Origin of the sequence: Streptomyces niveiscabiei (genome assembly GCF_033794345.1) — a bacterium.
Lineage (GTDB): Bacteria > Actinomycetota > Actinomycetes > Streptomycetales > Streptomycetaceae > Streptomyces > Streptomyces niveiscabiei.
Window position 1 is genome coordinate 280,493 of sequence record NZ_JARAYJ010000006.1, and the last position, 21,242, is coordinate 301,734.

Annotated in this window: 20 protein-coding genes and 1 pseudogene; 9 read left to right on the forward strand and 12 right to left on the reverse strand. The window is 72.5% G+C overall.

Annotated elements, in window-relative coordinates; all coding sequences use genetic code 11:
- Positions 1 to 14: 14 nt before the first annotated feature.
- Both sfnG and PV682_RS44295 read right to left on the reverse strand, forming a co-directional pair.
- Entirely contained in the window at positions 15 to 1,103 is a 1,089-nt protein-coding gene (gene sfnG / locus PV682_RS11140; RefSeq protein WP_319726766.1) for a dimethylsulfone monooxygenase SfnG, read from the reverse strand.
- 116 nt (positions 1,104 to 1,219) lie between these two features.
- Positions 1,220 to 1,303 carry a putative leader peptide gene (locus tag PV682_RS44295; protein ID WP_350284076.1) on the reverse strand — a complete coding sequence of 28 codons (84 nt, stop codon included), beginning with the start codon at positions 1,301 to 1,303 and terminating at the stop codon, positions 1,220 to 1,222.
- 138 nt (positions 1,304 to 1,441) lie between these two features.
- Here PV682_RS44295 and PV682_RS11145 point away from each other — a divergent pair, with 138 nt between their 5' ends.
- The gene (locus PV682_RS11145) at positions 1,442 to 2,347 is read left to right on the forward strand and encodes a LysR family transcriptional regulator (RefSeq protein WP_319726768.1); all 906 of its coding nucleotides are present in this window, start codon (positions 1,442 to 1,444) and stop codon (positions 2,345 to 2,347) included.
- Positions 2,348 to 2,405: 58 nt separating this feature from the next.
- Positions 2,406 to 2,843 carry an SPW repeat protein gene (locus PV682_RS11150; RefSeq protein WP_319726770.1) on the forward strand — a complete coding sequence of 146 codons (438 nt, stop codon included), beginning with the start codon at positions 2,406 to 2,408 and terminating at the stop codon, positions 2,841 to 2,843.
- Positions 2,844 to 2,867: 24 nt separating this feature from the next.
- Here the strand turns inward: PV682_RS11150 and PV682_RS11155 are convergent, their stop codons facing one another.
- On the reverse strand, positions 2,868 to 3,206 hold the full coding sequence (locus PV682_RS11155) for an SRPBCC domain-containing protein (RefSeq protein ID WP_319726773.1): 339 nt from the start codon (positions 3,204 to 3,206) through the stop codon (positions 2,868 to 2,870).
- A 158-nt stretch (positions 3,207 to 3,364) separates the two neighbouring features.
- Positions 3,365 to 4,306 (reverse strand): annotated as a pseudogene (locus PV682_RS11160) (hydrolase); the annotation flags it as partial.
- A gap of 243 nt (positions 4,307 to 4,549) precedes the next feature.
- On the opposite strand from PV682_RS11160, the gene PV682_RS11165 reads away from it, so the two are divergent.
- The gene (locus PV682_RS11165) at positions 4,550 to 4,813 is read left to right on the forward strand and encodes a GlsB/YeaQ/YmgE family stress response membrane protein (RefSeq protein WP_055721198.1); all 264 of its coding nucleotides are present in this window, start codon (positions 4,550 to 4,552) and stop codon (positions 4,811 to 4,813) included.
- A 574-nt stretch (positions 4,814 to 5,387) separates the two neighbouring features.
- Here the strand turns inward: PV682_RS11165 and PV682_RS11170 are convergent.
- Positions 5,388 to 6,164, reverse strand: coding sequence for a GNAT family N-acetyltransferase (locus PV682_RS11170; protein WP_319726775.1), 777 nt, complete (start codon positions 6,162 to 6,164; stop codon positions 5,388 to 5,390).
- Positions 6,165 to 6,229: 65 nt separating this feature from the next.
- Between PV682_RS11170 and PV682_RS11175 the strand changes: the two genes are divergently transcribed.
- Positions 6,230 to 6,703 (forward strand): nucleoside deaminase, encoded by a 474-nt coding sequence (locus tag PV682_RS11175; RefSeq protein WP_319726778.1) that lies wholly within the window; start codon positions 6,230 to 6,232, stop codon positions 6,701 to 6,703.
- Positions 6,704 to 6,854: 151 nt separating this feature from the next.
- On the opposite strand, the gene PV682_RS11180 is transcribed toward PV682_RS11175, so the two are convergent.
- The gene (locus PV682_RS11180) at positions 6,855 to 7,535 is read right to left on the reverse strand and encodes a chaplin (protein WP_319726781.1); all 681 of its coding nucleotides are present in this window, start codon (positions 7,533 to 7,535) and stop codon (positions 6,855 to 6,857) included.
- 285 nt (positions 7,536 to 7,820) lie between these two features.
- On the opposite strand from PV682_RS11180, the gene PV682_RS11185 reads away from it, so the two are divergent.
- The 3 genes from PV682_RS11185 to PV682_RS11195 all read left to right on the forward strand — a co-directional run bounded on the left by PV682_RS11185 (position 7,821) and on the right by PV682_RS11195 (position 12,080).
- On the forward strand, positions 7,821 to 9,374 hold the full coding sequence (locus tag PV682_RS11185) for an alpha/beta fold hydrolase (protein WP_319726785.1): 1,554 nt from the start codon (positions 7,821 to 7,823) through the stop codon (positions 9,372 to 9,374).
- Between the two features lie 60 nt (positions 9,375 to 9,434).
- Positions 9,435 to 10,460: a Gfo/Idh/MocA family protein gene (locus tag PV682_RS11190; protein ID WP_319726788.1), complete on the forward strand. Its 1,026-nt coding sequence runs from the start codon at positions 9,435 to 9,437 to the stop codon at positions 10,458 to 10,460.
- 267 nt (positions 10,461 to 10,727) lie between these two features.
- The gene (locus PV682_RS11195; RefSeq protein ID WP_319726790.1) at positions 10,728 to 12,080 is read left to right on the forward strand and encodes a PP2C family protein-serine/threonine phosphatase; all 1,353 of its coding nucleotides are present in this window, start codon (positions 10,728 to 10,730) and stop codon (positions 12,078 to 12,080) included.
- 65 nt (positions 12,081 to 12,145) lie between these two features.
- On the opposite strand, the gene PV682_RS11200 is transcribed toward PV682_RS11195, so the two are convergent.
- A complete protein-coding gene (locus PV682_RS11200) occupies positions 12,146 to 13,639 on the reverse strand; it encodes a DNA-binding protein NsdB (RefSeq protein ID WP_319726793.1) in 1,494 nt (497 codons plus the stop codon).
- Positions 13,640 to 13,883: 244 nt separating this feature from the next.
- On the opposite strand from PV682_RS11200, the gene PV682_RS11205 reads away from it, so the two are divergent.
- Together PV682_RS11205 and PV682_RS11210 are read left to right on the forward strand one after the other, a co-directional pair.
- A complete protein-coding gene (locus PV682_RS11205; RefSeq protein ID WP_319726795.1) occupies positions 13,884 to 14,987 on the forward strand; it encodes an aminoglycoside phosphotransferase family protein in 1,104 nt (367 codons plus the stop codon).
- Positions 14,988 to 15,201: 214 nt separating this feature from the next.
- The gene (locus PV682_RS11210; protein ID WP_319726797.1) at positions 15,202 to 17,124 is read left to right on the forward strand and encodes an N-acetylmuramoyl-L-alanine amidase; all 1,923 of its coding nucleotides are present in this window, start codon (positions 15,202 to 15,204) and stop codon (positions 17,122 to 17,124) included.
- A 19-nt stretch (positions 17,125 to 17,143) separates the two neighbouring features.
- On the opposite strand, the gene PV682_RS11215 is transcribed toward PV682_RS11210, so the two are convergent.
- The 5 genes from PV682_RS11215 to PV682_RS11235 all read right to left on the reverse strand — a co-directional run bounded on the left by PV682_RS11215 (position 17,144) and on the right by PV682_RS11235 (position 21,228).
- Positions 17,144 to 17,641: a hypothetical protein gene (locus tag PV682_RS11215; RefSeq protein ID WP_055720480.1), complete on the reverse strand. Its 498-nt coding sequence runs from the start codon at positions 17,639 to 17,641 to the stop codon at positions 17,144 to 17,146.
- Between the two features lie 116 nt (positions 17,642 to 17,757).
- Complete coding sequence (locus PV682_RS11220) at positions 17,758 to 18,000, reverse strand: DUF397 domain-containing protein (RefSeq protein WP_055720481.1); 243 nt, start codon at positions 17,998 to 18,000, stop codon at positions 17,758 to 17,760.
- 95 nt (positions 18,001 to 18,095) lie between these two features.
- Positions 18,096 to 19,262, reverse strand: a complete 1,167-nt coding sequence (locus PV682_RS11225) for a thiolase domain-containing protein (protein ID WP_319726801.1) — start codon at positions 19,260 to 19,262, stop codon at positions 18,096 to 18,098.
- Positions 19,259 to 20,308 carry a thiolase domain-containing protein gene (locus PV682_RS11230; protein WP_319726803.1) on the reverse strand — a complete coding sequence of 350 codons (1,050 nt, stop codon included), beginning with the start codon at positions 20,306 to 20,308 and terminating at the stop codon, positions 19,259 to 19,261. Before PV682_RS11230 ends, PV682_RS11225 begins: the two co-directional genes overlap by 4 nt.
- Positions 20,305 to 21,228, reverse strand: coding sequence for a Zn-ribbon domain-containing OB-fold protein (locus tag PV682_RS11235; RefSeq protein ID WP_319726806.1), 924 nt, complete (start codon positions 21,226 to 21,228; stop codon positions 20,305 to 20,307). Before PV682_RS11235 ends, PV682_RS11230 begins: the two co-directional genes overlap by 4 nt.
- Positions 21,229 to 21,242 lie beyond the last annotated feature (14 nt).

The window sequence follows — 21,242 nt, forward strand, 5'->3', positions numbered from 1 at the left end:
GGGTGGGGGGGTGGTCAGGCGGTCTGCTGGGCTTCGAGTTCGCGCACCAGCGGGAGCACCTTCTTGCCGAAGTACTCGATCTCCTCGTGGTAGTGGAGGAAGCCGAGGAGGAAGAGGTCGACGCCGAGCTTCCGGTAGGCGACGATCCGCTCGGCGATCTGCTCGGGGGTGCCGATCAGGCCGGTGCGGAAGCCGTCGTTGTACTGGACCAGGTCCTCGAAGGTGGAGTCCTGCCACATGCCCTTCTTGTCGGCGGTGGACTGCCCCGCCTGTTTCACCGCCGCGCCGAACCCTTCCACGGCTTCGCGGTCCGCCTTGGCGACGATCTCGCGCAGGGTGTCGCGGGCCTCGGCCTCGGTGTCGCGGGCGATGAGGAAGCCGTTGAGGCCGAACTTCGGTGCGGTGCGGCCGACTTCGGCGGCGGACTTGCGGATGTCGTCGATCTGCTCGGTGACGCCGTCGAAGTCCTTGCCGTTGGAGAAGTACCAGTCGGAGACGCGGCCCGCCATCGCGCGGGCGGCGGTCGAGTTGCCGCCCTGGAAGATCTCCGGGTGCGGGCGCTCGGGCGTGTTGAGCGGCTTGGGCTTCAGGGTGAAGTCCCGCAACCGGTAGAAGTCCCCGGCGAGTTCGGTGTGGTCCTCGGTCCAGATCGTGCGCAGCGCGGTGATGAACTCCTCGGCGCGCCGGTAGCGTTCGTCGTGCTCCAGCCAGGGTTCGCCGAGGGCCGTGAACTCGCCCTTGAACCAGCCCGATACGACGTTGACGGCGAACCGGCCCTGGGACAGGTGGTCGGCGGTGGCGCCGAGTTTGGCGAGGACGCCGGGGTGCCACAGGCCGGGGTGAACGGCGGCGATGACCTTGAGGCGCTCGGTGGCGAGGAGGAGCGCGAGGGAGAAGCTCGTGGACTCGTGCTGGAACTCGGCGCCGTAGCTGGCCATGTAGCGGACCTGGCTGAGGGCGTACTCGAAGCCGTTGTTCTCGGCGAGTACGGCGAGTTCGCGGTTGTAGTCGTACCCCCAGTCGGTGCGTTGTTCGATGGAGCTGGTGACGAGTCCACCGCTGACATTGGGGACCCAGTAGGCGAATTTCACGGGTGCGGGCACGCGGAACTCCTGTGGCGGGTGGGCGTTTTCAGGCATGCCGAATTCAGGGGCGCGCGAAAGGCGCGGGGAATTCAGGCTTCAGGAAAGGGAACTGCGGCGGATCTGCGGGGAGTCGATCAGGCCGCGGCGCGACAGGAGGCGCTGGAGACGCGTGCGAGGTCGACATGGCGTCGCCGCGTGAGGTCCAGTCGCATCTTCATACGCTCGATCGTGGCAGCCGTCCGGCGAGGCCGTCAAGGAGAACCCGACCGGTCTCGGATCGCGGACCATTGAATTTCACGAAGGTGTGACAGGGAAACCCTTGAACGCGGCGGTAATCGGCCCGCATTCTGCCGGGCATGCGGACGGAACAGCTCGAATACATCGCGGCGGTCACCCGGCTCGGCTCCCTGCGCCGGGCGGCGGAGGAACTGCGGCTGTCCCAGCCCGCGTTGAGCGAGACGGTGCGGAATCTGGAGCGGGAACTCGGGGTGGACCTGCTGGAGCGCAAGCGGTCGGGGGCGACGATGAGCGCGTCCGGGCGGGAGCTGCTGCCGCACATCATCGGGGTGCTCGACGCGGTCGACCGGCTGCGGTCGGCCGCCGGTGAGCAGCATCGGATCAGCCGGATGGTGCGGGTCGGGACGGTCAACGCGGCGACCGTGCCGCTGCTGATCCCTGCCGTGCGGGAGTTCAGGCGGGCCCATCCGCTGACGCAGGTCGAGGTGGTGGGGGCGCAGCAGGCCGACATCCAACGGGCCCTGCTGGAAGGGGGGTTCGACCTCGGGCTCGTCAACCATCTCGAAGGGGACGACATGCCGGCCGAGTTCGCGTCCACGGAGTTGCTGCGAGGGCGGCCCGTCGTGGTGATGCATCCGGGGTGTCCGCTGGCGTCGCGGGAGGCGGTCGGGGTGGCGGAGCTGGCGGGGGTGCCGCTGATCGGGATGCGGTCGGGGTACGTCATGCACCGCTACGTCCATCGGCTGCTCGGGGGGAGCGGGCCGTCGTTCTCGTACTCCACGGACGGGGCGGAGATGGGGAAGCTGATGGTCGCGGAGGGGCTCGGGGTGACGGTGCTGCCGGAGTTCAGCGTCGCCGGGGATCCGCTGGAGCGGCTGGGGGCGATCACGTACCGGCCACTGGCGGGGCGTACACCGCAGGTGCTGTTGATGCTGCGGCGGCGCCGGGCGGAGGCGGTGCCGCAGGCGGCGCGGGATCTGCATGACCTGTTCGTCCGCACAGCACTACACATAAAGGGAAAATAAGAGCAGAATGGAGAGTAAAGCGGCGTTATCACCGCGATCACGTCGAAGGAGACGAATCATGGCCAACGTCTCGCACACCCGAGGTGACCTATCGACTCACCCCGATGTCTCCGAGATGCGGGAGCGGTACGCCCGCATGCTCGGCGGTCGTGATGTGGCGCTCGTGGACGGGCCGGTGTTCCTGCTCGGTCTGTACTGCGCCGTATCCCCCTGGATCCTCCACTACACCGCCAACCAGCCCCCGCTCATGACCCACAACCTGATCGTGGGCATCGCGATCGCCCTCCTCGGCGTCGGCTTCACGGTGGCGCCCGCCCGCATGTACGGCCTCAGCTGGGCCATGTGCGCGCTGGGCGTGTGGATGATCATCGCCCCGTGGGTCGTCGGCAGCAGCCCGGACAACGGGGTGAAGCTGAACAACATCATCATCGGCGCGCTGGCCGTGATCCTGGGGGTGATGTGCGCCCTCACGGCGGCGAAGAGCACGAAATCCTGAACACCCCGACCCGACCGGGCCGCCTCAGCCCTCCGGAACCGTCCAGGGTTCCGTCGCCAGGGGCCGCCCGGTCTCCAACGCCGTCTTGAGGTTGGACAGGACGGCGGGCCAGCCCCTGGACACATCGCCGAGTTCACGGGCGTCGCGGACCTCGGTGTGCGTGAGGGTGAGCCGGACGACGCCCTGGTACTCGGTGATGTCGAAGGCGGACCCGTCCGCCCGCACATGCTCCCAACGGGAGCCCTCGGCCCAGTCCGACACATTGCGGTGCCCCCAATAGGCGGCGGTCGACTCGGCATCGGTGAGCGCATCCCAGACCTGCTCGGCGGAAGCGCCGACATAGAGGACGTACGAGTACTCCATCGCTGGCCTCACTCCGGTTCCCGGCGGTACGCGACCACGTCACGCTCCCACAGCGCCACCATCGCCGCATCCCCGGCACGGGCACCGGCCTCGGGGGCGGGTGAGGGGGAGCCGGGGTGAGACGTACCGCCGCTCCCCCTCATAGGCGCAGGCGATTATGAAGCCTTCGACAGCCAGGCCGTCGCGTTCAGGGCCAGGGGCGCGTTCGTGGCGTTCGGGTCGTTCCAGCCGTCGTAGAGGGTGTTGCCGGACTGGCCGGTGCCGTCGTCGATCGGGGAGCTGTCGCCCCAGAAGGCGATGCGGCCGGAGCCGAAGGTGGAGGTGAGGAAGAAGGCGCCGGTGGTGCCGGAGTAGCCGGAGCGGTAGAGGAGGCCCTTGGCGGTGGAGTTGTCGGACGGCTTGATCGTCGCCGTCGTGCCGCTCGCGATGAGGCTCTTGGTGACCGTGCCGAAAGAGCCGTGCAGGACCGGGTCGGTCGCGTCCGTGATGGCGGCCGGGTAGCCGGAGCTGATGTTCAGGGAATCGATGGAGAAGCCGAAGGGGTCCGTCGAGTCGACCGTGTTGTTCGTCATCAGGTCGTTGAGGATCTCCACCGCGTCCTCGCCGTCGTTGTTGCGGTCGGCGCCCGTGTGGTCGGAGATCATGAAGAGGCCGCCGCCGTTCTTCACGAAGGTCATGATCGCGGTCTTCTCGGCGGTCGTGAAGAGGGTGTTCGGCTCCGGCAGGACGAGCGTGTCGAAGTTCTTCAGGTCCGTCGCCGATGAGCCCCCGTAGCTGAGGCTTGCACCCGACGGCAGCGTCTTGAGGCTGTAGTCCCCGGTCTGCTGGAGCGCCACGCCCCAGGAGGACAGCGCCCCGGTCCAGTCCGTCTCGGCGGACGGCGCGGAGTCCTCGCCCAGGGGGTCGGGCTGGCTCGTGGAGATGATCCAGTCCGCGTTGCCGGCGGTCTCGGCGTGCGCGTTGTCGAAGAGGACGCGGTGGGGGGTGGCCGCGTGCGAGGGCGTGGCGGCGGTGACCTGGAGCGTGACGCCGGCGGCGAGCAGACCGAGTGCGGCGAGTGTGCTCGTGGTCTTGGCGCGGGGACGTGCGATACCGGGCATCCGGCGGACCTCCGTGAAGGATGGGGGGAAAGTGGCGGGTGCGGGTACGGGCTGCGTACGCGTAGGCCCAGGTCGGACGGCTCTACGCGCATTGATCGCTTGAAAGGTACATGGCATGAAGGCGTGCGGACCATCAAGCGCGGGCGAGGAGACCCCCAAGCCCGGGCAATGAACCGGACCTGACTGTTCGGCGCCGGGAGGGGCACACGTAGGTCGACAGGATCCCGACTCGAAGGGGCGAAGATGGAGATCTCCGGAATCATCAGCGCGATCGTCATCGGCTGCGTCATCGGCGTGCTCGGCCGCCTCGTCGTCCCCGGCCGCCAGCACATCGGCGTCCTGTGGACCATCCTCGTCGGCATCGCCGCCGCCCTCATCGGCTCCGCCATCGCGAACGGCCTCGACGTCCAGGACACGAACGGCGTCGACTGGATCGAGTGGCTCATCCAGATCGGCCTGGCGGCGGTGGGGGTCACGGCGCTGGACCGCACGAAGTCGCGCCGCTGAGGGGGGTGTCGGGCCGGACGGGCACCAGCGCCACCGCCCCGACGCACGCCGCGCGGCGAACCACGGGCCTTCCGGAAACGGAGGGCTCGCGGCGTGGGGGGGGCCACGCGCACGCGAGGAGGCCGGGGACGGGAGCCGGAAACGTACCAGGGAGGTTTCGGTGCCCCCGCGCACGCGAGGAGGCCGGGCGCTCAAGGCGGCGCGGCCCGAGGATCACGGACGCTCCCCACGCGCACAGGAGGCCCCGAGCCCACCCCCCGTACGCCACCCCGCGCAGCCCCCGTACAGCAAACTGCCCCGCGCGCCCGTACGACGCTCCCGCGCGCCGTTCCCCCCTCGGGCGCCGGGGTCTACGCTGGACGGACACACAAAGGTCCGGTACCGGGCCCGCCGCCTCGGCTCCCCTCAACGCACGGCGGGCCCACTCGGACGGGACGCGCTCGCGGGCCCGGCGTTCAGAGGGCCCCGGTCAGAGGGCTTCACCCGTTCAAGAGGCTTCCGGCAAAGGTGAGTTCACCGCACGGTACGAACCCGGCGGCATCCGGCCCGGCCCCCTCCGGCACCCCCAACTCCCTCACGGCGTATACACGTACGGCGTCGTGGTCCCCAACTTCGCGAAGCCCAGCCCCTCCAGGATCGGCCGGCTGTCCTTGGACGCGTCGACCTGGAGGAACTCGTACCCCCGCGCGGCGGCGATGCGGGCCCGGTACGCGATCAGCGCGCGGTAGATGCCCCTCCCCCGCCACTCGGGAACCGTCCCGCCGCCCCAGAGCCCCGCGAACCGTGTGTCCGGGATCAGCTCCATGCGGGCGGAGCTGACCGGCTCGTCCCCGGCGAGGGCGACGACGGCGACGAGGATGTCGGGGTCCTCGGCGAGCCGCACCCGCAGCAGATCCCGCAGCCAGGAGGCGTCCCGCCCGAAGGCGCGCTCGTTGGCGCGGACCATCAGCTCGACGCCCGCCATGTCCGTGACAGGCTCGATCCTGACGCCCTCGGGCGGCTCGGCCCCGGTGAGCTGGGTCTTCGTCTCAGCGATGAGGAGGGTCTCGGCGTCGTCGGGCACGAACCCGGCGGCCCGAAGGCGTTCCCCCAGGTCGGCAGGCGTGTCGTGGGAGTACGTCTTCCACTCGAACTCCCGCCCGAGCCCCGTGTAGAAAGCGACCTGCTCGGCGATCACCGCATCCGCGTCCCCCTCACCGAGCCCGGACCACAGGACCCCGCTCCACCCCTCGGCGGAGGCGATCTGCCGGACGACCTGCCCGGTACGGTCGATCCGGGCGTCGGAGCTGTCGGGGCGGGCGCCCTGGCGCATCTCGCGGTCGTACAGGGCGAGGATGTCGGCATTGTTCATACGCCCACTCCAACACCCCGCCACGCCGCCCACAACACAATTACCCTGCCCCCAGGAGGACGGACGTGAAGGACTCGGAGCTGGGCCACCTGCGCCGCGCGGTGCAGCTCGCGGCGGACGCGCTGGACACCGGCGACGAGCCGTTCGGCTCGGTGCTGGTCGGCGCCGACGGGACGGTCCTCGCGGAGGACCACAACCGGGTGGCGTCCGGCGACCGCACCCGCCACCCGGAGTTCGAGCTGGCCCGCTGGTCGGCGGCGCAGATGACACCCGAGGAGCGCGCGGCGGCGACCGTGTACACCTCCGGCGAGCACTGCCCGATGTGCGCGGCGGCGCACGCGTGGGTGGGCCTGGGCCGGATCGTGTACGTCGCCTCGTCCGAGCAACTCGGCGCCTGGCTCACGGAGTTGGGCGTCCCGGCGCCCCCGGTGCGCACGCTCCCGGTCCACGAGGTCGCGCCCGGCGTGACGGTCGAGGGCCCGGTGCCGGAACTGGTCGGTGAGGTGCGGGAGTTGCACCGGCGTTTCCACGCGCGCTGAGGGCCGTACCGGCTCGGTCGGTACGGCCCTCGGACGGCCCGGCGGGGTGCACCTCAGGGATGTCCCGGCAGCCTCGCGGAAACGCCCGGCGCGCCCTCGCGAAAGGGTCCGGCGCACCCCCGCGCAGACCTTCAGCGCACCGTCACGCCCTTCAGCGCACCGCCCCCGGCCGGAACCGCCGGTACAGTGCGGCCCCGCCGAGGAGGAGGGCCGCGCTTCCGCCGAGCAGCGCGCCCTGCCCGTCGGACCCGGTGCTGGCCAGCGTGACGTTCATCCCGGGGGTGGGTGTCTGGGTGCGCGGGACGGGGGCGGCCGGCCGGTGTGGCTGCGGCGCCGGGTCGACGGGGCGGGCCGGCGGGTCCTCGTGCGAGGTGTTGACGGCCTCGTTGCCGAACGCGGGGTTGAGCGCGCCGACGACGTTCACGCTGTTCCCGCTGATGTTCACGGGGAGGTGCACGGGCAGTTGGATGCCGTTGCCGGACAGGACGCCCGGCGAGCCGTGGGTGCGCCCGTCGGTGTGGGCGCCGCCGCCATTGGCAGCCCCTGAACTCGCCGACCCTGAACTCACCGATCCCGGACTCGCCGGTCCCGACGAGGAGTTCACGCACTTGTTGCCCATCGCCGGATTCAGCAGCCCGACGACGTCCACGGTGTTGCCGCACAGGTTCACCGGGATGTGCACGGGGAGCTGGACCGTGTTCCCGGAGACCGCGCCGGGCGAGTCGGCGGTGGAGCCGTCCGCCGCGGAGTCGGCGTGGGCCGGCATCGTCACGGCCATCGCACCGGACGCGGCGACGACGGCGATCACGCCGGTTCGGGTCACCCGTCTCATGGGGTCCCTGCCTTCCAGTCGGGGCGCGGGCGTTCCCCGCACCGGACACGGGCGCCTGGCCCGCACCGGTTAAAACGCGGGCGAACCATCGGAGTTATGGCTCATCGTCCTTCCACCCCATCGAGTGACCCGCTTGTCGAACTGGCAGTAAAGCCGTCGAATCGGCACCGAGGCACCACGAGGGCCGTGCAGGGTAACCCCGCCCCGCACCCCCCGCACCTGGGCGGGCGCGCCCCGAGAACCCCGCCTATCGTGACCGTGGGCACTGCGCTCCGGGAGGCATCGATGCTGGTCACCTTGGTCGTCACGGTCTCCCTGCTCGGCGCGGGGACGGCCGCGCCCGCCCTGGATCCCGCCCGCTTCGGCCGGCAGCGGGTCGTCTGGTCGGCGTGCGAGGACCAGGACGTGCCGAAGGATCTGGAGTGCGGAAAGGTCACCGTCCCTCTCGACCACGCCCGTCCCGGCGCCGGGACCCTCGAACTCGCGCTCGCCCGCTATCGGGCCACCGGCGAGAAACACGGCTCGGTGGTGCTGGACTTCGGCGGGCCCGGCGCGCCGGGCGTACCCGAACTCGCCTACAGCCGCCGGACGTTCGCCGATCTCACCAACCACTACGACGTCGTCTCCTTCGACCCCCGGGGCGTCGGCCGTTCCTCGCCGGTGAGTTGCGGGGACTGGGCCTCGGACGAGGAGGAGGTGACCGGCGACGACCCGGGGGCGCTGCTGGCGCGGCTGCGGAAGATCGCCGGGCTCTGCGCGCGGCACTCGGGGCCTGTACTCCCGTACGTGGGAACGGTGTTCGCCGCGCGCGACCTCGATGTGATCCGCTCGGCGCTGGGCGAGCGGAAGCTCAACTACCTGGGTTTCTCGTACGGTTCGCGGCTCGGCGCGGTGTACGCGGCGCAGTTCCCGCGCCGCGTGGGGAGGCTGGCGCTCGACGGGGTGGACACGCTGACCGAGCCGGTCGCCGAGCAGGGCATCGCGGGGGCGCGGGGGCAGCAGGTGGCGCTGGATGGCTTCACGTCCTGGTGCGCGCGGGGCCCCGCCTGTCCGCTGGGCGAGGAGCCGCGCGCGGCGCGGGAGGAGGTCGTCCGGCTGGTGCGGTCGCTGGACGCGCACCCCGTCCGGTCGTTTCCGGTCGGGGAGTTCACGGGCCAGGATCTCGTGGGCGCGCTGGGGCAGGCGCTGTACCGGCGGGACTGGTGGCCGGCGCTCCGGGTCGGGCTGACCCGGCTCACGCGGGACGGGGACCCGAGCGGGGTGCAGTCGTTCGCGGCGGGCGGCATCTCGCTCAAGTCACCCACAAACACGCCTGGTTCCCACCTTTCACGGCCTCTCAAAGGCATCCACACCCCCCTGACCGACCCCGCCGACGTCCCGCTCGACAACATGGCCGCCGCCCTGATGGCCATCGACTGCGCCGACGACCCCGACCGCCCCACCGCACGCCGGATCACCGAGGGTCTGCCCGCCCTGCGCGCCTCCTTCCAGCGGGCGTCCCCCGTGTTCGGCCCGTACCGCCTCGCCCAGACCCTGATGTGCTACGGCCGCCCCAGGGGCACGGAGTTCATCCGCGAGGACGTCAAGGACCTGCGTACGCCGAAGCTGCTGCTCGTCGGGACGCGGGGCGATCCGGCGACGCCGTACCGCTGGACGACGGAGACCGCGGCGCGCCTCGGCGGTGCGGCCGTCGTCCTCGACAACCGCGGTGAGGGGCACACCGGTTACGCCTCCTCGCGGTGCGTGCGGCGGAAGGTGAATGACTTCCTGTTGTACGGATCGCTGCCGCCGAGCGGGAGTTCGTGCGGGGCGGACGAGGAGCCGCGGCCGTCCTCTTGACCTCGCGTGACACCCTGGTGATCGTCGCCGCGGAAGGAGCTCACGAGAGGAGCCGTGGACGTGACGGAGTTGCTGGGTGTCGCCGTGCTGGGTGCCGGGCACATGGGGGCGGACCACATACGGCGGCTGGACCAAGTGGTCGGTGGGGCCAGGGTCGTTGCCGTCGCCGACCCGGACACGGACCGCGCGAAGGACGCGGCGGCCGGCGTCGACGGCGTCACCGTCCACGCGGAGGCCGAGGCCGCTCTGCGGGCACCCGGCGTCGAGGCCGTCCTGGTCGCCTCCCCGGGCCCCGCCCACGAAGCGGCGCTGCTCGCGGCGTTCGAGCGCGGCCTGCCGGTGCTGTGCGAGAAGCCGATGGTCCCGGACCCGGCGGGCGCCCTGCGGGTCGTCGAGGCGGAGGCCCGCCTCGGGCGCAGGCTCGCGCAGGTGGGGTTCATGCGGCGCTACGACGCGGGCTACCGGCGCCTCAAGTCCGTACTGGACGAAGGGGCGTTGGGCCGCACGCTGATGCTGCACTGCGTGCACCGCAACGCGGCCTCCCCGGCGTTCTTCACGAGCGAGATGCTGATCGAGGACTCGGTGGCGCACGAGATCGACGCGGCGCGCTGGCTGCTGGGCGAGGAGCTGACGGCGGTGACGGTGCTGCGCCCGCGCCCGTCGGCCGGGGCTCCAAAGGGCCTGGCCGACCCGCAGTTCGTGGTGTTCGAGACGTCCGGCGGCGCCCTCGTGGACGTCGAGGTGTTCGTCAACTGCCGCTCCGGCTACCAGGTCCGCTGCGAGGCGGTCGGCGAGCACGGCAGCGCCCGCATCGGCGACGACCAGGGCCCGCTGGTCACGGTGGCGGGCGCGGCGGCGACGGAGGTGCCGCAGGACTACGTGGTGCGATTCGCGGACGCGTACGACCGTGAGGTGCGCGCGTGGGTGGACGCGGCCCGGCGGGGGCGGGTGACCGGGCCCTCGGTGTGGGACGGGTACGCGGCGTCGGCGGTCGCCGAGGCGGGGGTGCGGTCGCTGCGCGGGGGCGGGCGGGTGGCCGTGGAACTCGCCGCGCGGCCGGGGCTGTACGCCGCTGCGACGGGATAGGGCGTACGGGGTTCGAACACTCGGGTGAGGCCCTTGTGCTGCTCTGATGCAACCGGCAACTCCCGGTCCACGTCTAGGACTTGGAGGGCGTGGGGCATACCCGCCGGTAGCCTGGAAAGCCGTCCGGGAGGCCGGTGGCATATGCCGAGCGCATCACCTGAAGGTGTGTTGCCAAATCCCTTACACGACGTCGCGCGCTGTGCAACAGTCGTAACGGCCTTTCCGTTCGGCAACCCCGGCCGAACCGTCCCCGCATCGGAGTGCGTCATGCCGTCCCCTCTCTCCGCGGACCGCCCAGCCGACCGGCCAGGACCGGTCGACGCGCTGATATCGCAGGCGCGCCGGCTGCGCGGGGACATGGCGGCGGTGCGCCGGGAGGCGCGGCCCACCGGCTGCGAGCCGGCGGACCTGTGGCAGCGCGCGCTGTACGACCTGGCTCTGCATCAACTCAGCGACCTGGACGAGCACTTGGCCCAGTTGCGGGACGGGCCCCCCGGGGCAGCGGAGGCCGCGCCGACCGCTCCCCGGCGCGCCTCCCTGCTCAGCCGGGTCGGCAGCGCGGAGTGGAACCTGATGGCGGACGAGGCGGTGTGGTCGGCGGAGTTCCACCGCATCCTCGGCCGCGATCCGGCGTCCCCGGCGCTGACCCTGGACGAGCTGCCGTCGCTCGTCCTGGAGGAGGACCGGCCGAAGCTGACGGCGATGGTGACGGACTGCCTCATCGACTCGCGGCCCATCGACGGCGAGTTCCGCGTCGTCCGGCCGGGCGGCGAGGTGCGGACCGTGCACCTGATGGGCGAGCCCGTGCTCGGCGCCGACGGATGCACCGCCTCGATGTGGGCGGTGCTGCGGGACGTCAGCGAACTGCGGCGCAGCCAGCGGGCGGTGACCGAGACCCGTGACTCGCTCCGCCGGAGCGGGCCGCGTCCGCGTACCGAGGCACGGCTCGCGGTCGAGTCGCGGGGAGCCGCCACACCCCCCTGGTGCGGCTCCCTGCGACTCCCGCGCCAGGCGCCCGCCGTCCTGGACGTCGCCGGGCTGCACCTGCCCGCGTCCGGCGGCGCGCCGATCGGGGCGGACTGGTTCGACTCGGTCCAACTGCCGGGCGGCGACACGGTGTTCACGGTCGGCTCGCTGACCGGGAACGCCCAGACGCTGGAGGCCACGGCGACGATGCTGCTGGGCGCGCTGCGCGGGATGGCGCTGGCCGGCACCGAGCCGGGGCGGCTGCTCGGGTTACTCGGGCAGCTCCTCGGCGCGGGCGAGCGGCCCGCGCTCGCCGGTGTCGTCTGCTGCCGGTACCGGCCCGCGAACCGCACCCTCACCTGGGCCCAGGCGGGCCCCTGCGCCCCCCTGCTGGTCCGCGGCGGCACCGGGCGCCGTCTGACCGGGCCCGGCGGCGCCCTCCTGGGCACCGCGCCGGGCGCCGTGCACCGCCCGTCCGAGACGCGCCTCGAACCGGGCGACCTGCTCCTCCTGCACACCGACCCGGACGCCCGGACCGTCCTCACCTCCCGGCTCGTGGAGGCGAGGACGGCACAGGAGGCGGCCGAGGCGGCGGCCGAACCCCACACCGGCGAGGACTCGGCGTGCGTACTGGCGGCGAGGGTGCCGGTGTGACGATCAGACCGTCAAACCGAATCGGGCCGTCACCCCGAATCAGGCCGTCACACCGATGAGCGCCCTCACGTCGACACCACCGCCCCCCGCCCGCCCTTCGCCTTCGGCAGCGCCGACTTGATCTCCTCCCGCAGCTGCGCGATCTTCGGCTCCTTCGCGTACGGCCCGGTCAGCCGGTACATGTCGCCCAGCCGGTCCCAGGTCCGCAGCGACGAGTTCGCGCCCATCGACGACAGCGCCTGCCGCGCGTAGTGGTGGGCGTGCTCCGCGTCCCCCGCGATGAACAGCGCCGAGGCCATCGACAGGTGGTCGAAGATCCGGGACCGCTGCTGGGTGTCGTCCCGCAGGGCGAGGGCCTTGTCGGCGAAGTACTGCGCCTGGGCCGCCGCGCCCGGATCGTGCTCGGCGAGGGTGCGGTAGGCGAGGCCCTGCATGCCGTACAGGTCGGCCTCGTTGAAGAGCTGCATCCAGCTCGGCGTGGGCCCGTCGTCCCGGGCGGAGGCGAACAGGTCCTCCGCCTTGCCGAGGGTGCGGCGCATGGCCTGCCCCTTGCCCTCCGCGGCCTGCGCCCACGCCTCGATGGTGTGGAACATGGCCCGGGTGCGCGGCAGGATCTCGGGCCCGGCGCCGGACTGGGCGAGCCGCATCAGGTCGAGCGCCTCGCCGGGCTCGCCCAGGTGCACCTTCTGCCGCGCCGCACGGGAGAGGGCCTCGCTGGCGCGGGGCCGGTCCCCGCCCTCGCGGGCGGCGTGCGCGGCGATCAGGAAGTACTTCTGGGCGGTGGGTTCGAGGCCGACGTCGTGGGACATCCAGCCCGCGAGGACGGCGAGGTTGGCGGCGACGCCCCACAGGCGGCGCTGGAGGTGTGCCGGGTGGCGGTAGGCGAGCATGCCGCCCACCTCGTTGAGCTGTCCCACCACCGCCTTGCGCTGGAGTCCCCCGCCCCGGGCGGCGTCCCAGGCGCGGAACACCTCCACGGAGCGCTCCAGCGCCTCGATCTCCTCGGTCCCGATGGGGGCGGCCTCGTAGCGGTCGAACCCTACGGGGTCGGCGTTCAGGGGGTGGTCGAGGACGGGAGCGTCGGCGGACAGGATCGGGTCGGTGTGCAGCCAGTCGTACATGGCGCTGCTGAGTGCGGAGCCCGCGGCGAGCGCGGCGCCCGCGCCCACCAGGCCGCGTCGGTTGAGCATGAGGTCCATTCCCGTGAATTCGGTGAGGAACGCGACCGTCCGGTCGGGCGTCCAGGGAACCCCGTCGGGGCGCTCAGCGCTCCCGCCGCTCTGCCGTTTCCCCGGGCGCCCGTGCCGGACCAGACCGAGGTCCTCGATGGTCACGACACGGCCGAGACGCTCGGTGAACAGGGCTGCCAGCACCCGCGGTACGGGATCGCGCGGGATCTCTCCCGTGTCGATCCAGCGCCGTACCCGCGAGGTGTCGGTGGACAGTTGGGGGTGGCCCATGGCCGCCGCCTGCCGGTTCACCAGTCTCGCGAGTTCCCCCTTGGACCAGCCGGCCAGGCCGAACAGGTCCGACAGTCGGGTGTTGGGTTCTCCGCTCACGTCAAGCCCCCAGGTTCTCGGCTGGAGTCGACACTAGCCGCACCGGCCGCGCCGGGGTTGCCGGGCGACTATTCGCCAGGGTTCGCCAGGGTCCGCCACGTGGTGTGCCACGGCCGATCGGGTGTCAGGTAGGAACGCGCCACCCCGACCCGGTCGTCCGGGGACACTCCCCAGGGTGCACCTGGGTGACCGGGCCGGGCGGCGCACTTGACTTCGCAGGCACACGAAGGGATCTGTCTCGCCCATGTACGCAGCATCGTCCTCCGTGTCCGCGCCGCCCCGGCCCGCCTACCCCCGCCAGGGTGGTGGCCCCTACCTCGCACCCGTCGCCCCCGGCATGGTGCGGCAGCGCAGGCCGGCGGGCGCCGGGACACAGCCCCTCAGCGGCAGACTGGACCTGTCGGGCCCGCAGGGCGCCCAGTTGCGCACCGCGCTCGCCTCGGTGCACCGGATCTGCCCGGACTTCGCCCCGGTGCAGGTGCTGCGCCGCAGTGGCCGCAGCGTCCTGCTCGCCGGTACGACGGGCCGCAAGCAGGCCGTGGCGAAGTGTCTGCTGGACCACTCCCCCGTCTGGGCGGAGCGCGGCCGGCACGAGATAGCCGCGTACCGCACGTTCGTGCGGCAGCGTCCGCCGGTGCGTACGCCCCGGCTGATCGCGGCGGACCCGGAGAACTGCGTCCTGGTCATCGAGCGGATGGCGGGCCGGGTCGCGGCGCTGACGCGGCATCCGGTGGAGGCGCCGCCGCGCGCCGACATCCGGGCGGCGCTGGCCGCCGTGTGCCGGCTCAACGCGTGGCGGCCCCCGGCGGGCACGTTCGACGCGCCGCTCGACTACGCGGCCCGGATCTCCCGCTACCACGACCTCGGCCTGCTGACCGACCGCGACCTCGGCGACCTCCAGAAGCTGCTGCACGGCATCGCGCAGTCGGCGGGCCGGGGCGGGATGGGCCAGTTCTGCCACGGGGACGCGCTGCTCTCCAACCTGCTGCTGTCCCCGGCGGGCCCGGTCCTCGTGGACTGGGAGCACGCCGGCTGGTACCTGCCGGGCTACGACCTGGCGGTCCTGTGGTCGGTCCTCGCGGACGCGCCGGGCGCCCGCCGCCAGATCAGCCAGCTCGCCCAGGCGGCGGGCCCGGCTTCCCGGGACGCGTTCCTGGTGAACCTGATGCTGGTCCTGACGCGCGAGATCCGTACGTACGAGACGGCCGTCCAGCGCGCCCTGCACGACCCGGCGCCCGCCCACGGCTCCCTGCCGACCGGTGAGGAACAGCGCCTGCTGCTGCGGCGGTTGCACGACGACGCCCAGATGGCGCGGCGTGCGGTACGCGCGGCGGTCGGCACGCGCTGACGGCCGCAGTCCATGGTCCGAGGGCCTGCGGTGCGCCAGAGCGGCGGCGCATCGCAGGTCCTCAGCGCGTCCTGGGCTCCCCGCCGGGCGAAACGCGCAGGGTACCGCTGTGCCGAGGGGGATCGGCTCCGCACGGGCATGATTGACGGACCGTCAGCGGGCCGGTAGGCACAGACGTGTCCGGCCCGCGCGATCCCCCCCACCGGAGGCCGCATTGCCCAGACGCATCCCCCAGGCCGTCGCCTCGGCAGCCCTGCTGCTCCCGCTGCTGGCCGCCGCCCCGCCCCACGAGTCCGGCGCGTCCCGGCTCGCCCTGCAACGCGCCTTCGACGCGGCGGCGGCCGAGTACGGCGTTCCGCGCAGCGTCCTGCTCGGCGTCTCCTACCTCCAGTCCCGCTGGGACGACCACGCGGGCGCGCCCAGCGTCACGGGCGGCTACGGCCCGATGCACCTGACGGACGCCCGCACGGCCCTCGCGGGCGCCTCCCACCACAGCGACGGCGAGGAGGACCCGCGCGGCGACCCGGCGCGTCCGGCGCTGCGCCCGTCGGCCGTCCCGGCGAAGAGCGCAGACGCCCCCCGCCTGCACACCCTCGCCCACGCCGCCGACCTCACCGGCCTCGCCCCCGAGGCCCTGCGCACCGACCCCGCCGCGAACATCGAGGGCGGCGCGGCTCTCCTCGCCGCCGCCCAGCGCGCCCTGGGCGAGCCCCTCAGCGCGGACCCCGCCGCGTGGTACGCCGCCGTGGCCCGCTTCTCCGGCGCCGACGACACGGCGACGGCAGCCGCGTACGCCGACGACGTGTACGAGGTGCTGCGCACCGGCGAGGAGCGCACGACGGACGCCGGTCAGCTCGTCGCCCTGGCCGCACAGCCGCGTCTCGCGCCGGACGAGGGGCAGTTGGCGCACGCCGGGCTGCGGCAGCCGGTGACGGCCGGGACCGAGTGCCCGAGGGACGTGTCCTGCGAGTGGATCCCGGCCCCGTACGAGGAGTTCGGCGACAAGGACTACGGCAACCACGACCTCGCGGACCGCCCGGTGTCCCAGCCGGTGCGCTACATCGTCGTCCACGACACCGAGGGCGCCTGGGAGGGCGTCCTGAACATGGTCAAGGACCCGACGTACGTGTCCTGGCACTACACCCTGCGCTCCACCGACGGCCACATCGCGCAGCACGTCAAGACGAAGGACGTCGCCTGGCACGCCGGGAACTGGTACGTCAACGCGGCGTCCGTCGGCATCGAGCACGAGGGGTTCCTCGCGCGGCCCGACGCCTGGTACACGGAGGCCATGTACCGAGCCTCCGCGCGCCTGGTCCGCCACCTCGCGCAGCGCTACGGCGTACCGCTGGACCGCCAGCACATCCTGGGCCACGACAACGTGCCCGGTCCGACGACCGCGAACGTCCCGGGGATGCACACCGACCCGGGCCCGTACTGGGACTGGCGCCACTACTTCGAGCTGCTGAAGGCGCCGATCAGGGCGACGGCGCAGGGGCACGGCGGGCTGGTGACGATCCGCCCCTCGTACGGCGCGAATCGGCCTCCGTACACGGACTGCGCGGCGAAGGGGCAGCCCTGCGCGGACCACGGGTCGAGCGAGGTGCGGCTGTACACCGGCCCGGGTGAGACGTATCCGCTGGTCAAGGACATCGGCCGGGGTACGGAGCCGACGACCGGCGTCAACGACATCTCCTCGCGGGTCTCCACCGGGCAGCAGTACGCGGTCGCCGGGCGCAAGGGCGACTGGACGGCGATCTGGTACCTGGGGCAGAAGGCGTGGTTCAAGAACCCGCGCAAGCACGCGACGGCCGTGCACGCGGCGGGCCTGGTCGCCCGGGCGAAGGCGGGCCGCGCGTCGGTGCCGGTGTACGGGCGCGCCTACCCGGAGGCGTCCGCGTACCCGAAGGGCGTCCCGGTCCAGGCCCTCTCGCCGCTGTCGTACACGCTGCCCGCCCGGCAGGCGTACGTGGTCGGCGGCGAGGTGCCCGGCGAGTACTACTACGCGGTCACCTTCGCCACCGGCTCGCACCGGGTCGTCGTCGGCAAGGACAGGTACTACGAGATCCAGTACGGCCACCGCGTCGCGTACGTGCGCGCCGCCGATGTGGACGTCGTGCCGTCGCAGCGGGGCTGAGGCTCTTCCCCGGGGGGGGTCAGCCCTGCTGGAACAGTTCCGCCGGGAGCGGCTTCAGGAGGGCGTACAGGTCGTCCGTGATGGGGCGGTCCCAGGCGGCGATGGTCACCAGGACGTTGTCGCTGCGGTCGAACTGGACGCAGGAGATCCGGCTCTCGGAGAGCTTGAGGCGCCGGACGATGAGGAGGTTGTCGCCCTGCATCACCGGCATGTCCTCGGTGCCGGTGACGGTGACCTCCTCGTCGTTCTCCAGCGCGAGCAGGAGCTGGGCGACCTCGAAGGGGATCTCGTCGTCGGCGGTGTCCCTGGCCGGGGAGCCCTCGGGGAGGTTGCCGATGATCATCGCGGGGCCGCGTCCGCCGAAGAGGTCGTAGCGCAGGAAGACGCCCTGGCAGGTGCCGTCGGGGGCGGGGAGGAGGCCGGCACCGAGGTTGCCGGGCCAGTCGCCCGGGTCCATGGCGAGGACGTCGAAATCGGGGCCGGCGGGGGTTGCGCTTCGGCGGCGGAGGAACGACATACGGCCATCGTACGGGGTGGCGGGGCCATGTGGCCGAGCGCGGGTCGGATGGCGGTGGAGCACGGGCACGGGCCCCCGCGCGCGGTGCACGCGCGCGGGGGCCCGTACGCGCCGTGTCAGGTCAGGTCGAACTCGCCCTCCCGCGCGCCCGAGACGAACGCGCCCCACTCCGCGGGGGTGAAGACGATGGACGGGCTCTCGGGCCGGCCGCTGTTGCGCATCGCGATGAAGCCCTCGACGAAGGCTATCTGGACATCCCCCAGACCCCGGCTGCCCGGCTGCCACTGTGCCTCGCTGAGGTCCAGGTCCGGCTTCTCCCAGCCCGCCAACGGCTGCTGCTGGATGGTGCTTTCGGCCACGTCCGTGCTCCTCCCGGTTCCGTCGTCCGCGGGTCAGCCTAGCGATCGGCCCCGGGCCCCGACAGAGCACATCGGCCGTACCTTCCCCCCGGCTTTCAGGAGGCGGGCGCCTCGGCTCCGACGAGCCACATCGAGAAGAACTGGGAGCCGCCGCCGTACGCGTGCCCCAGCACCCTGCGCGCGCCGTCCACCTGGTGTTCCCCGGCCTGCCCGCGTACCTGGAGCGCCGCCTCCGCGAACCGGATCATGCCGGAGGCGCCGATGGGGTTGGTGGACAGGACGCCGCCGGACATGTCGACGGGGAGGTCGCCGTCCAGCTCGGTCACCCCGGACTCGGTGAGCTTCCAGCCCTCGCCCTCGTCGGCGAAGCCGAGGTTCTCCAGCCACATCGGCTCGTACCAGGAGAACGGCACGTACATCTCGACGGCGTCGATCTCCCGGCGCGGGTCACTGATCCCGGCCTGCCGGTACACGTCCGCGGCGCAGTCTTTGCCCGCCTGGGGAGACACCGCGTCCTTGCCGGCGAACAGCGTCGGTTCGCTGCGCATCGCGCCACCCAGCATCCAGGCGGGCGGCCGGGGCGAACGGGCGGCGCCCGCGCGGTCGGTGAGGACCATCGCGCAGGCCCCGTCGGAGGAGGGGCAGGTCTCGGAGTAGCGGATCGGGTCCCACAGCATCGGGGAGGACTGGACCTTGTCGAGGGTGATGTCGTGCTCGTGGAGGTGGGCGTACGGGTTCTTGAGCGCGTTGCGGCGGTCCTTGTACGCGACGAGCGAGCCGATGGTGTCGGGGGCGCCGCTGCGCCGGATGTACGCGCGCACGTGCGGCGCGAAGAAGCCGCCCGCGCCCGCGAGCAGCGGCTGCTGGAAGGGGATCGGCAGGGACAGGCCCCACATCGCGTTCGACTCGGACTGCTTCTCGAACGCGAGGGTGAGCACGGTCGTGTGGATACGCGAGGCGACAAGGCTGGCCGCCACCAAGGCGGTCGAGCCACCGACGCTCCCGGCCGTGTGCACCCGCAGCATCGGCTTGCCGACGGCGCCGAGCGCGTCCGCGAGGTACAGCTCGGGCATCATCACGCCCTCGAAGAAGTCCGGCGCCTTGCCGATGACGACGGCGTCGACGTCGGCCCACGTCACCTCGGCGTCTTCCAGCGCCCGTTGGGCTGCCTCCCGGACCAGCCCGGCGATGGAAACGTCCCGTCGGGCCGCGACGTGCTTGGTCTGGCCGATCCCGACGACGGCCACGGGTTCCTTGCTCATCGCGGATCCCCTTCCAGGACGGCGACCAGGTTCTGCTGGAGGCAGGGCCCGGAGGTGGCGTGGGCGAGCGCCCGGTCGGCCTCGCTGCGGTGCACGCGGGTCGCGGCCTCCCCGATGCGGATCAGCCCGGCGGCCATCACGGGGTTGGAGGCGAGCGCCCCGCCGGAGAGGTTGACGCGCACGCTGTCGTCGAGCTTGAGCGCCTTGCGCAGGACGACTTCCTGGGAGCTGAACGGTGCGTGCAACTCGGCGGTGTCGACGGGCCGTTCGAAGGCTCCGGCCTTCTCGGCGGCGAGGCGCGTCGACGGGGAGTCGGTGAGGTCGCGCACCCCGAGGGAGTGCGCCTCGATGCGGTGGTCGATGCCCCTGACCCACGCGGGCCGGTCGCACAACTCCCGTGCCCTGTCCCCGGCGGCGAGGATCACGGCGGCGGCCCCGTCGCCGACCGGCGGGCAGTCGCCGTGCCGCAGCGGGGCGACCACGTACTCGCCCTGCGGGTGCGAACCCCGTTGCTGGGCATGGGGGTTGAGGGTGGCGGCCCGCCTGCTGCGGGCGGCGATCTCGGCGAGTTCGCGTTCGTCGGTGTCGCCCGCGTCGATGAGGGCCCGCGCCTGGAGGGCGGCGAGCGCGACGGAGTCGGGCCACAGGGGGGCGACGTAGTACGGGTCGAGCTGACGGGTGAGGACGTCCCTGAGGTGGCCGGGCGAGGACTTGCCGTACGCGTAGACGAGCGCCGTATCGGCGTCCCCCGTACGGAGTTTGACCCACGCCTCGTACAGCGCCCAGGCGCCGTCCATCTCGACGTGCGACTCCGAGATCGGCGGCCAGGCGCCGACCCCGTCGAGGGCGAGGGTGAAGGAGAAGGCGCGGCCCGCGAGGTAGTCGGAGGAGCCGGAGCAGGTGAAGCCGATGTCGGCGGTCTTGAGGCCGGTGCGGTGCAGAACGTCGTGCAGGACCGGCATCAGCATCTCGACCTCGGACGACTCCTCGGTGGAGCGCCGGATGTCGCTCTGCGCGAAGGCGACGACCGCGATGTCCCGGGTCACAGGAGCTCCTTGTAGGTGTCGTAGTCGGCGTCGGGTTCGCCGGTGGGCCGGTAGTGGTCGGGGTAGCGGGCGCCTTCCGTCCAGACGGGTTCGACGCGCAGGCCCATGCGGACCTGGTCGTAGGGGATGCCCGCGATGCGGCCGTGCAGGGCGAGGTCGGCGCCGTCGAGGGCGATGTGGCCGTAGACGTACGGGACTTCTATGTCGAGGTTCTTCGCTTTGATGTTGACGACGCAGAACGTGGTGACCGTGCCGGCGGGGCCGACCTCGACCTGTTCGGCGGTCGCGACGCCGCAGGTGGGGCAGGCACCGCGCGGGGGGACGTACACCTTGCGGCAGCGGGGGCAGCGCTCGCCGACCGTGCGCTGTTCGGAGAGGGCGGCGATGTAGGCGGTCTGGGCGCGGCCGGGTGAGTAGGTGTAGTCGAGGCGGGCGGGGGCGACGATGCCGGTGACGGGGGCCGCGAACTCACCTGTGTGGCCCGCGAGTTCGGGGGTGTCGCCGTCGTACGGCTCGAAGCAGGCGATGTCGGTGATGGCGCCCTCTCGGTCGTCGGCCCAGCGGATGCGGACGCGCATGCCGGTGTGGACGGTCTCGGCGTCGACCGCGTGCAGGAGGGCGGTGTCGGCGCCGTCGAGGCGGATCAGGGCCCAGGCGAAGGGGGTGGCGAGGGGCTGAGCGCGGCGTGGGGTGGGGTTGAAGGCCCAGGTGGTGACCGTGCCGGTGGGGGCGACTTCGACCAGGTCGCGGAGTTCTTCGGCGGTAACGGGGTCGTACTCGACGGGCGGGACGAGGACGCGGCCGTCGGCGGCGCGCACGCCCAGGACGGTCCGCTCGCGCAGCCCTGTGAGGAAGGCGCTCTGGACGGGGCCGAGGGAGCGTGTGAAGGGGAACTCGACGACGAGCGGTGCCTTGAGCACGGTGGTGGTCCTTC

What these genes read in the sequence shown, in the direction of transcription:
- PV682_RS44295 (WP_350284076.1), bottom strand. Translation starts at nt 1,303, where the DNA reads ATGAAGATGCGACTGGACCTCACGCGGCGACGCCATGTCGACCTCGCA.
- PV682_RS11145 (WP_319726768.1), top strand. Translation starts at nt 1,442, where the DNA reads ATGCGGACGGAACAGCTCGAATACATCGCGGCGGTCACCCGGCTCGGC.
- PV682_RS11150 (WP_319726770.1), top strand. Translation starts at nt 2,406, where the DNA reads ATGGCCAACGTCTCGCACACCCGAGGTGACCTATCGACTCACCCCGAT.
- PV682_RS11155 (WP_319726773.1), bottom strand. Translation starts at nt 3,206, where the DNA reads ATGGAGTACTCGTACGTCCTCTATGTCGGCGCTTCCGCCGAGCAGGTC.
- PV682_RS11165 (WP_055721198.1), top strand. Translation starts at nt 4,550, where the DNA reads ATGGAGATCTCCGGAATCATCAGCGCGATCGTCATCGGCTGCGTCATC.
- PV682_RS11170 (WP_319726775.1), bottom strand. Translation starts at nt 6,164, where the DNA reads ATGAACAATGCCGACATCCTCGCCCTGTACGACCGCGAGATGCGCCAG.
- PV682_RS11180 (WP_319726781.1), bottom strand. Translation starts at nt 7,535, where the DNA reads ATGAGACGGGTGACCCGAACCGGCGTGATCGCCGTCGTCGCCGCGTCC.
- PV682_RS11185 (WP_319726785.1), top strand. Translation starts at nt 7,821, where the DNA reads ATGCTGGTCACCTTGGTCGTCACGGTCTCCCTGCTCGGCGCGGGGACG.
- PV682_RS11195 (WP_319726790.1), top strand. Translation starts at nt 10,728, where the DNA reads ATGCCGTCCCCTCTCTCCGCGGACCGCCCAGCCGACCGGCCAGGACCG.
- PV682_RS11205 (WP_319726795.1), top strand. Translation starts at nt 13,884, where the DNA reads ATGTACGCAGCATCGTCCTCCGTGTCCGCGCCGCCCCGGCCCGCCTAC.
- PV682_RS11215 (WP_055720480.1), bottom strand. Translation starts at nt 17,641, where the DNA reads ATGTCGTTCCTCCGCCGCCGAAGCGCAACCCCCGCCGGCCCCGATTTC.
- PV682_RS11225 (WP_319726801.1), bottom strand. Translation starts at nt 19,262, where the DNA reads ATGAGCAAGGAACCCGTGGCCGTCGTCGGGATCGGCCAGACCAAGCAC.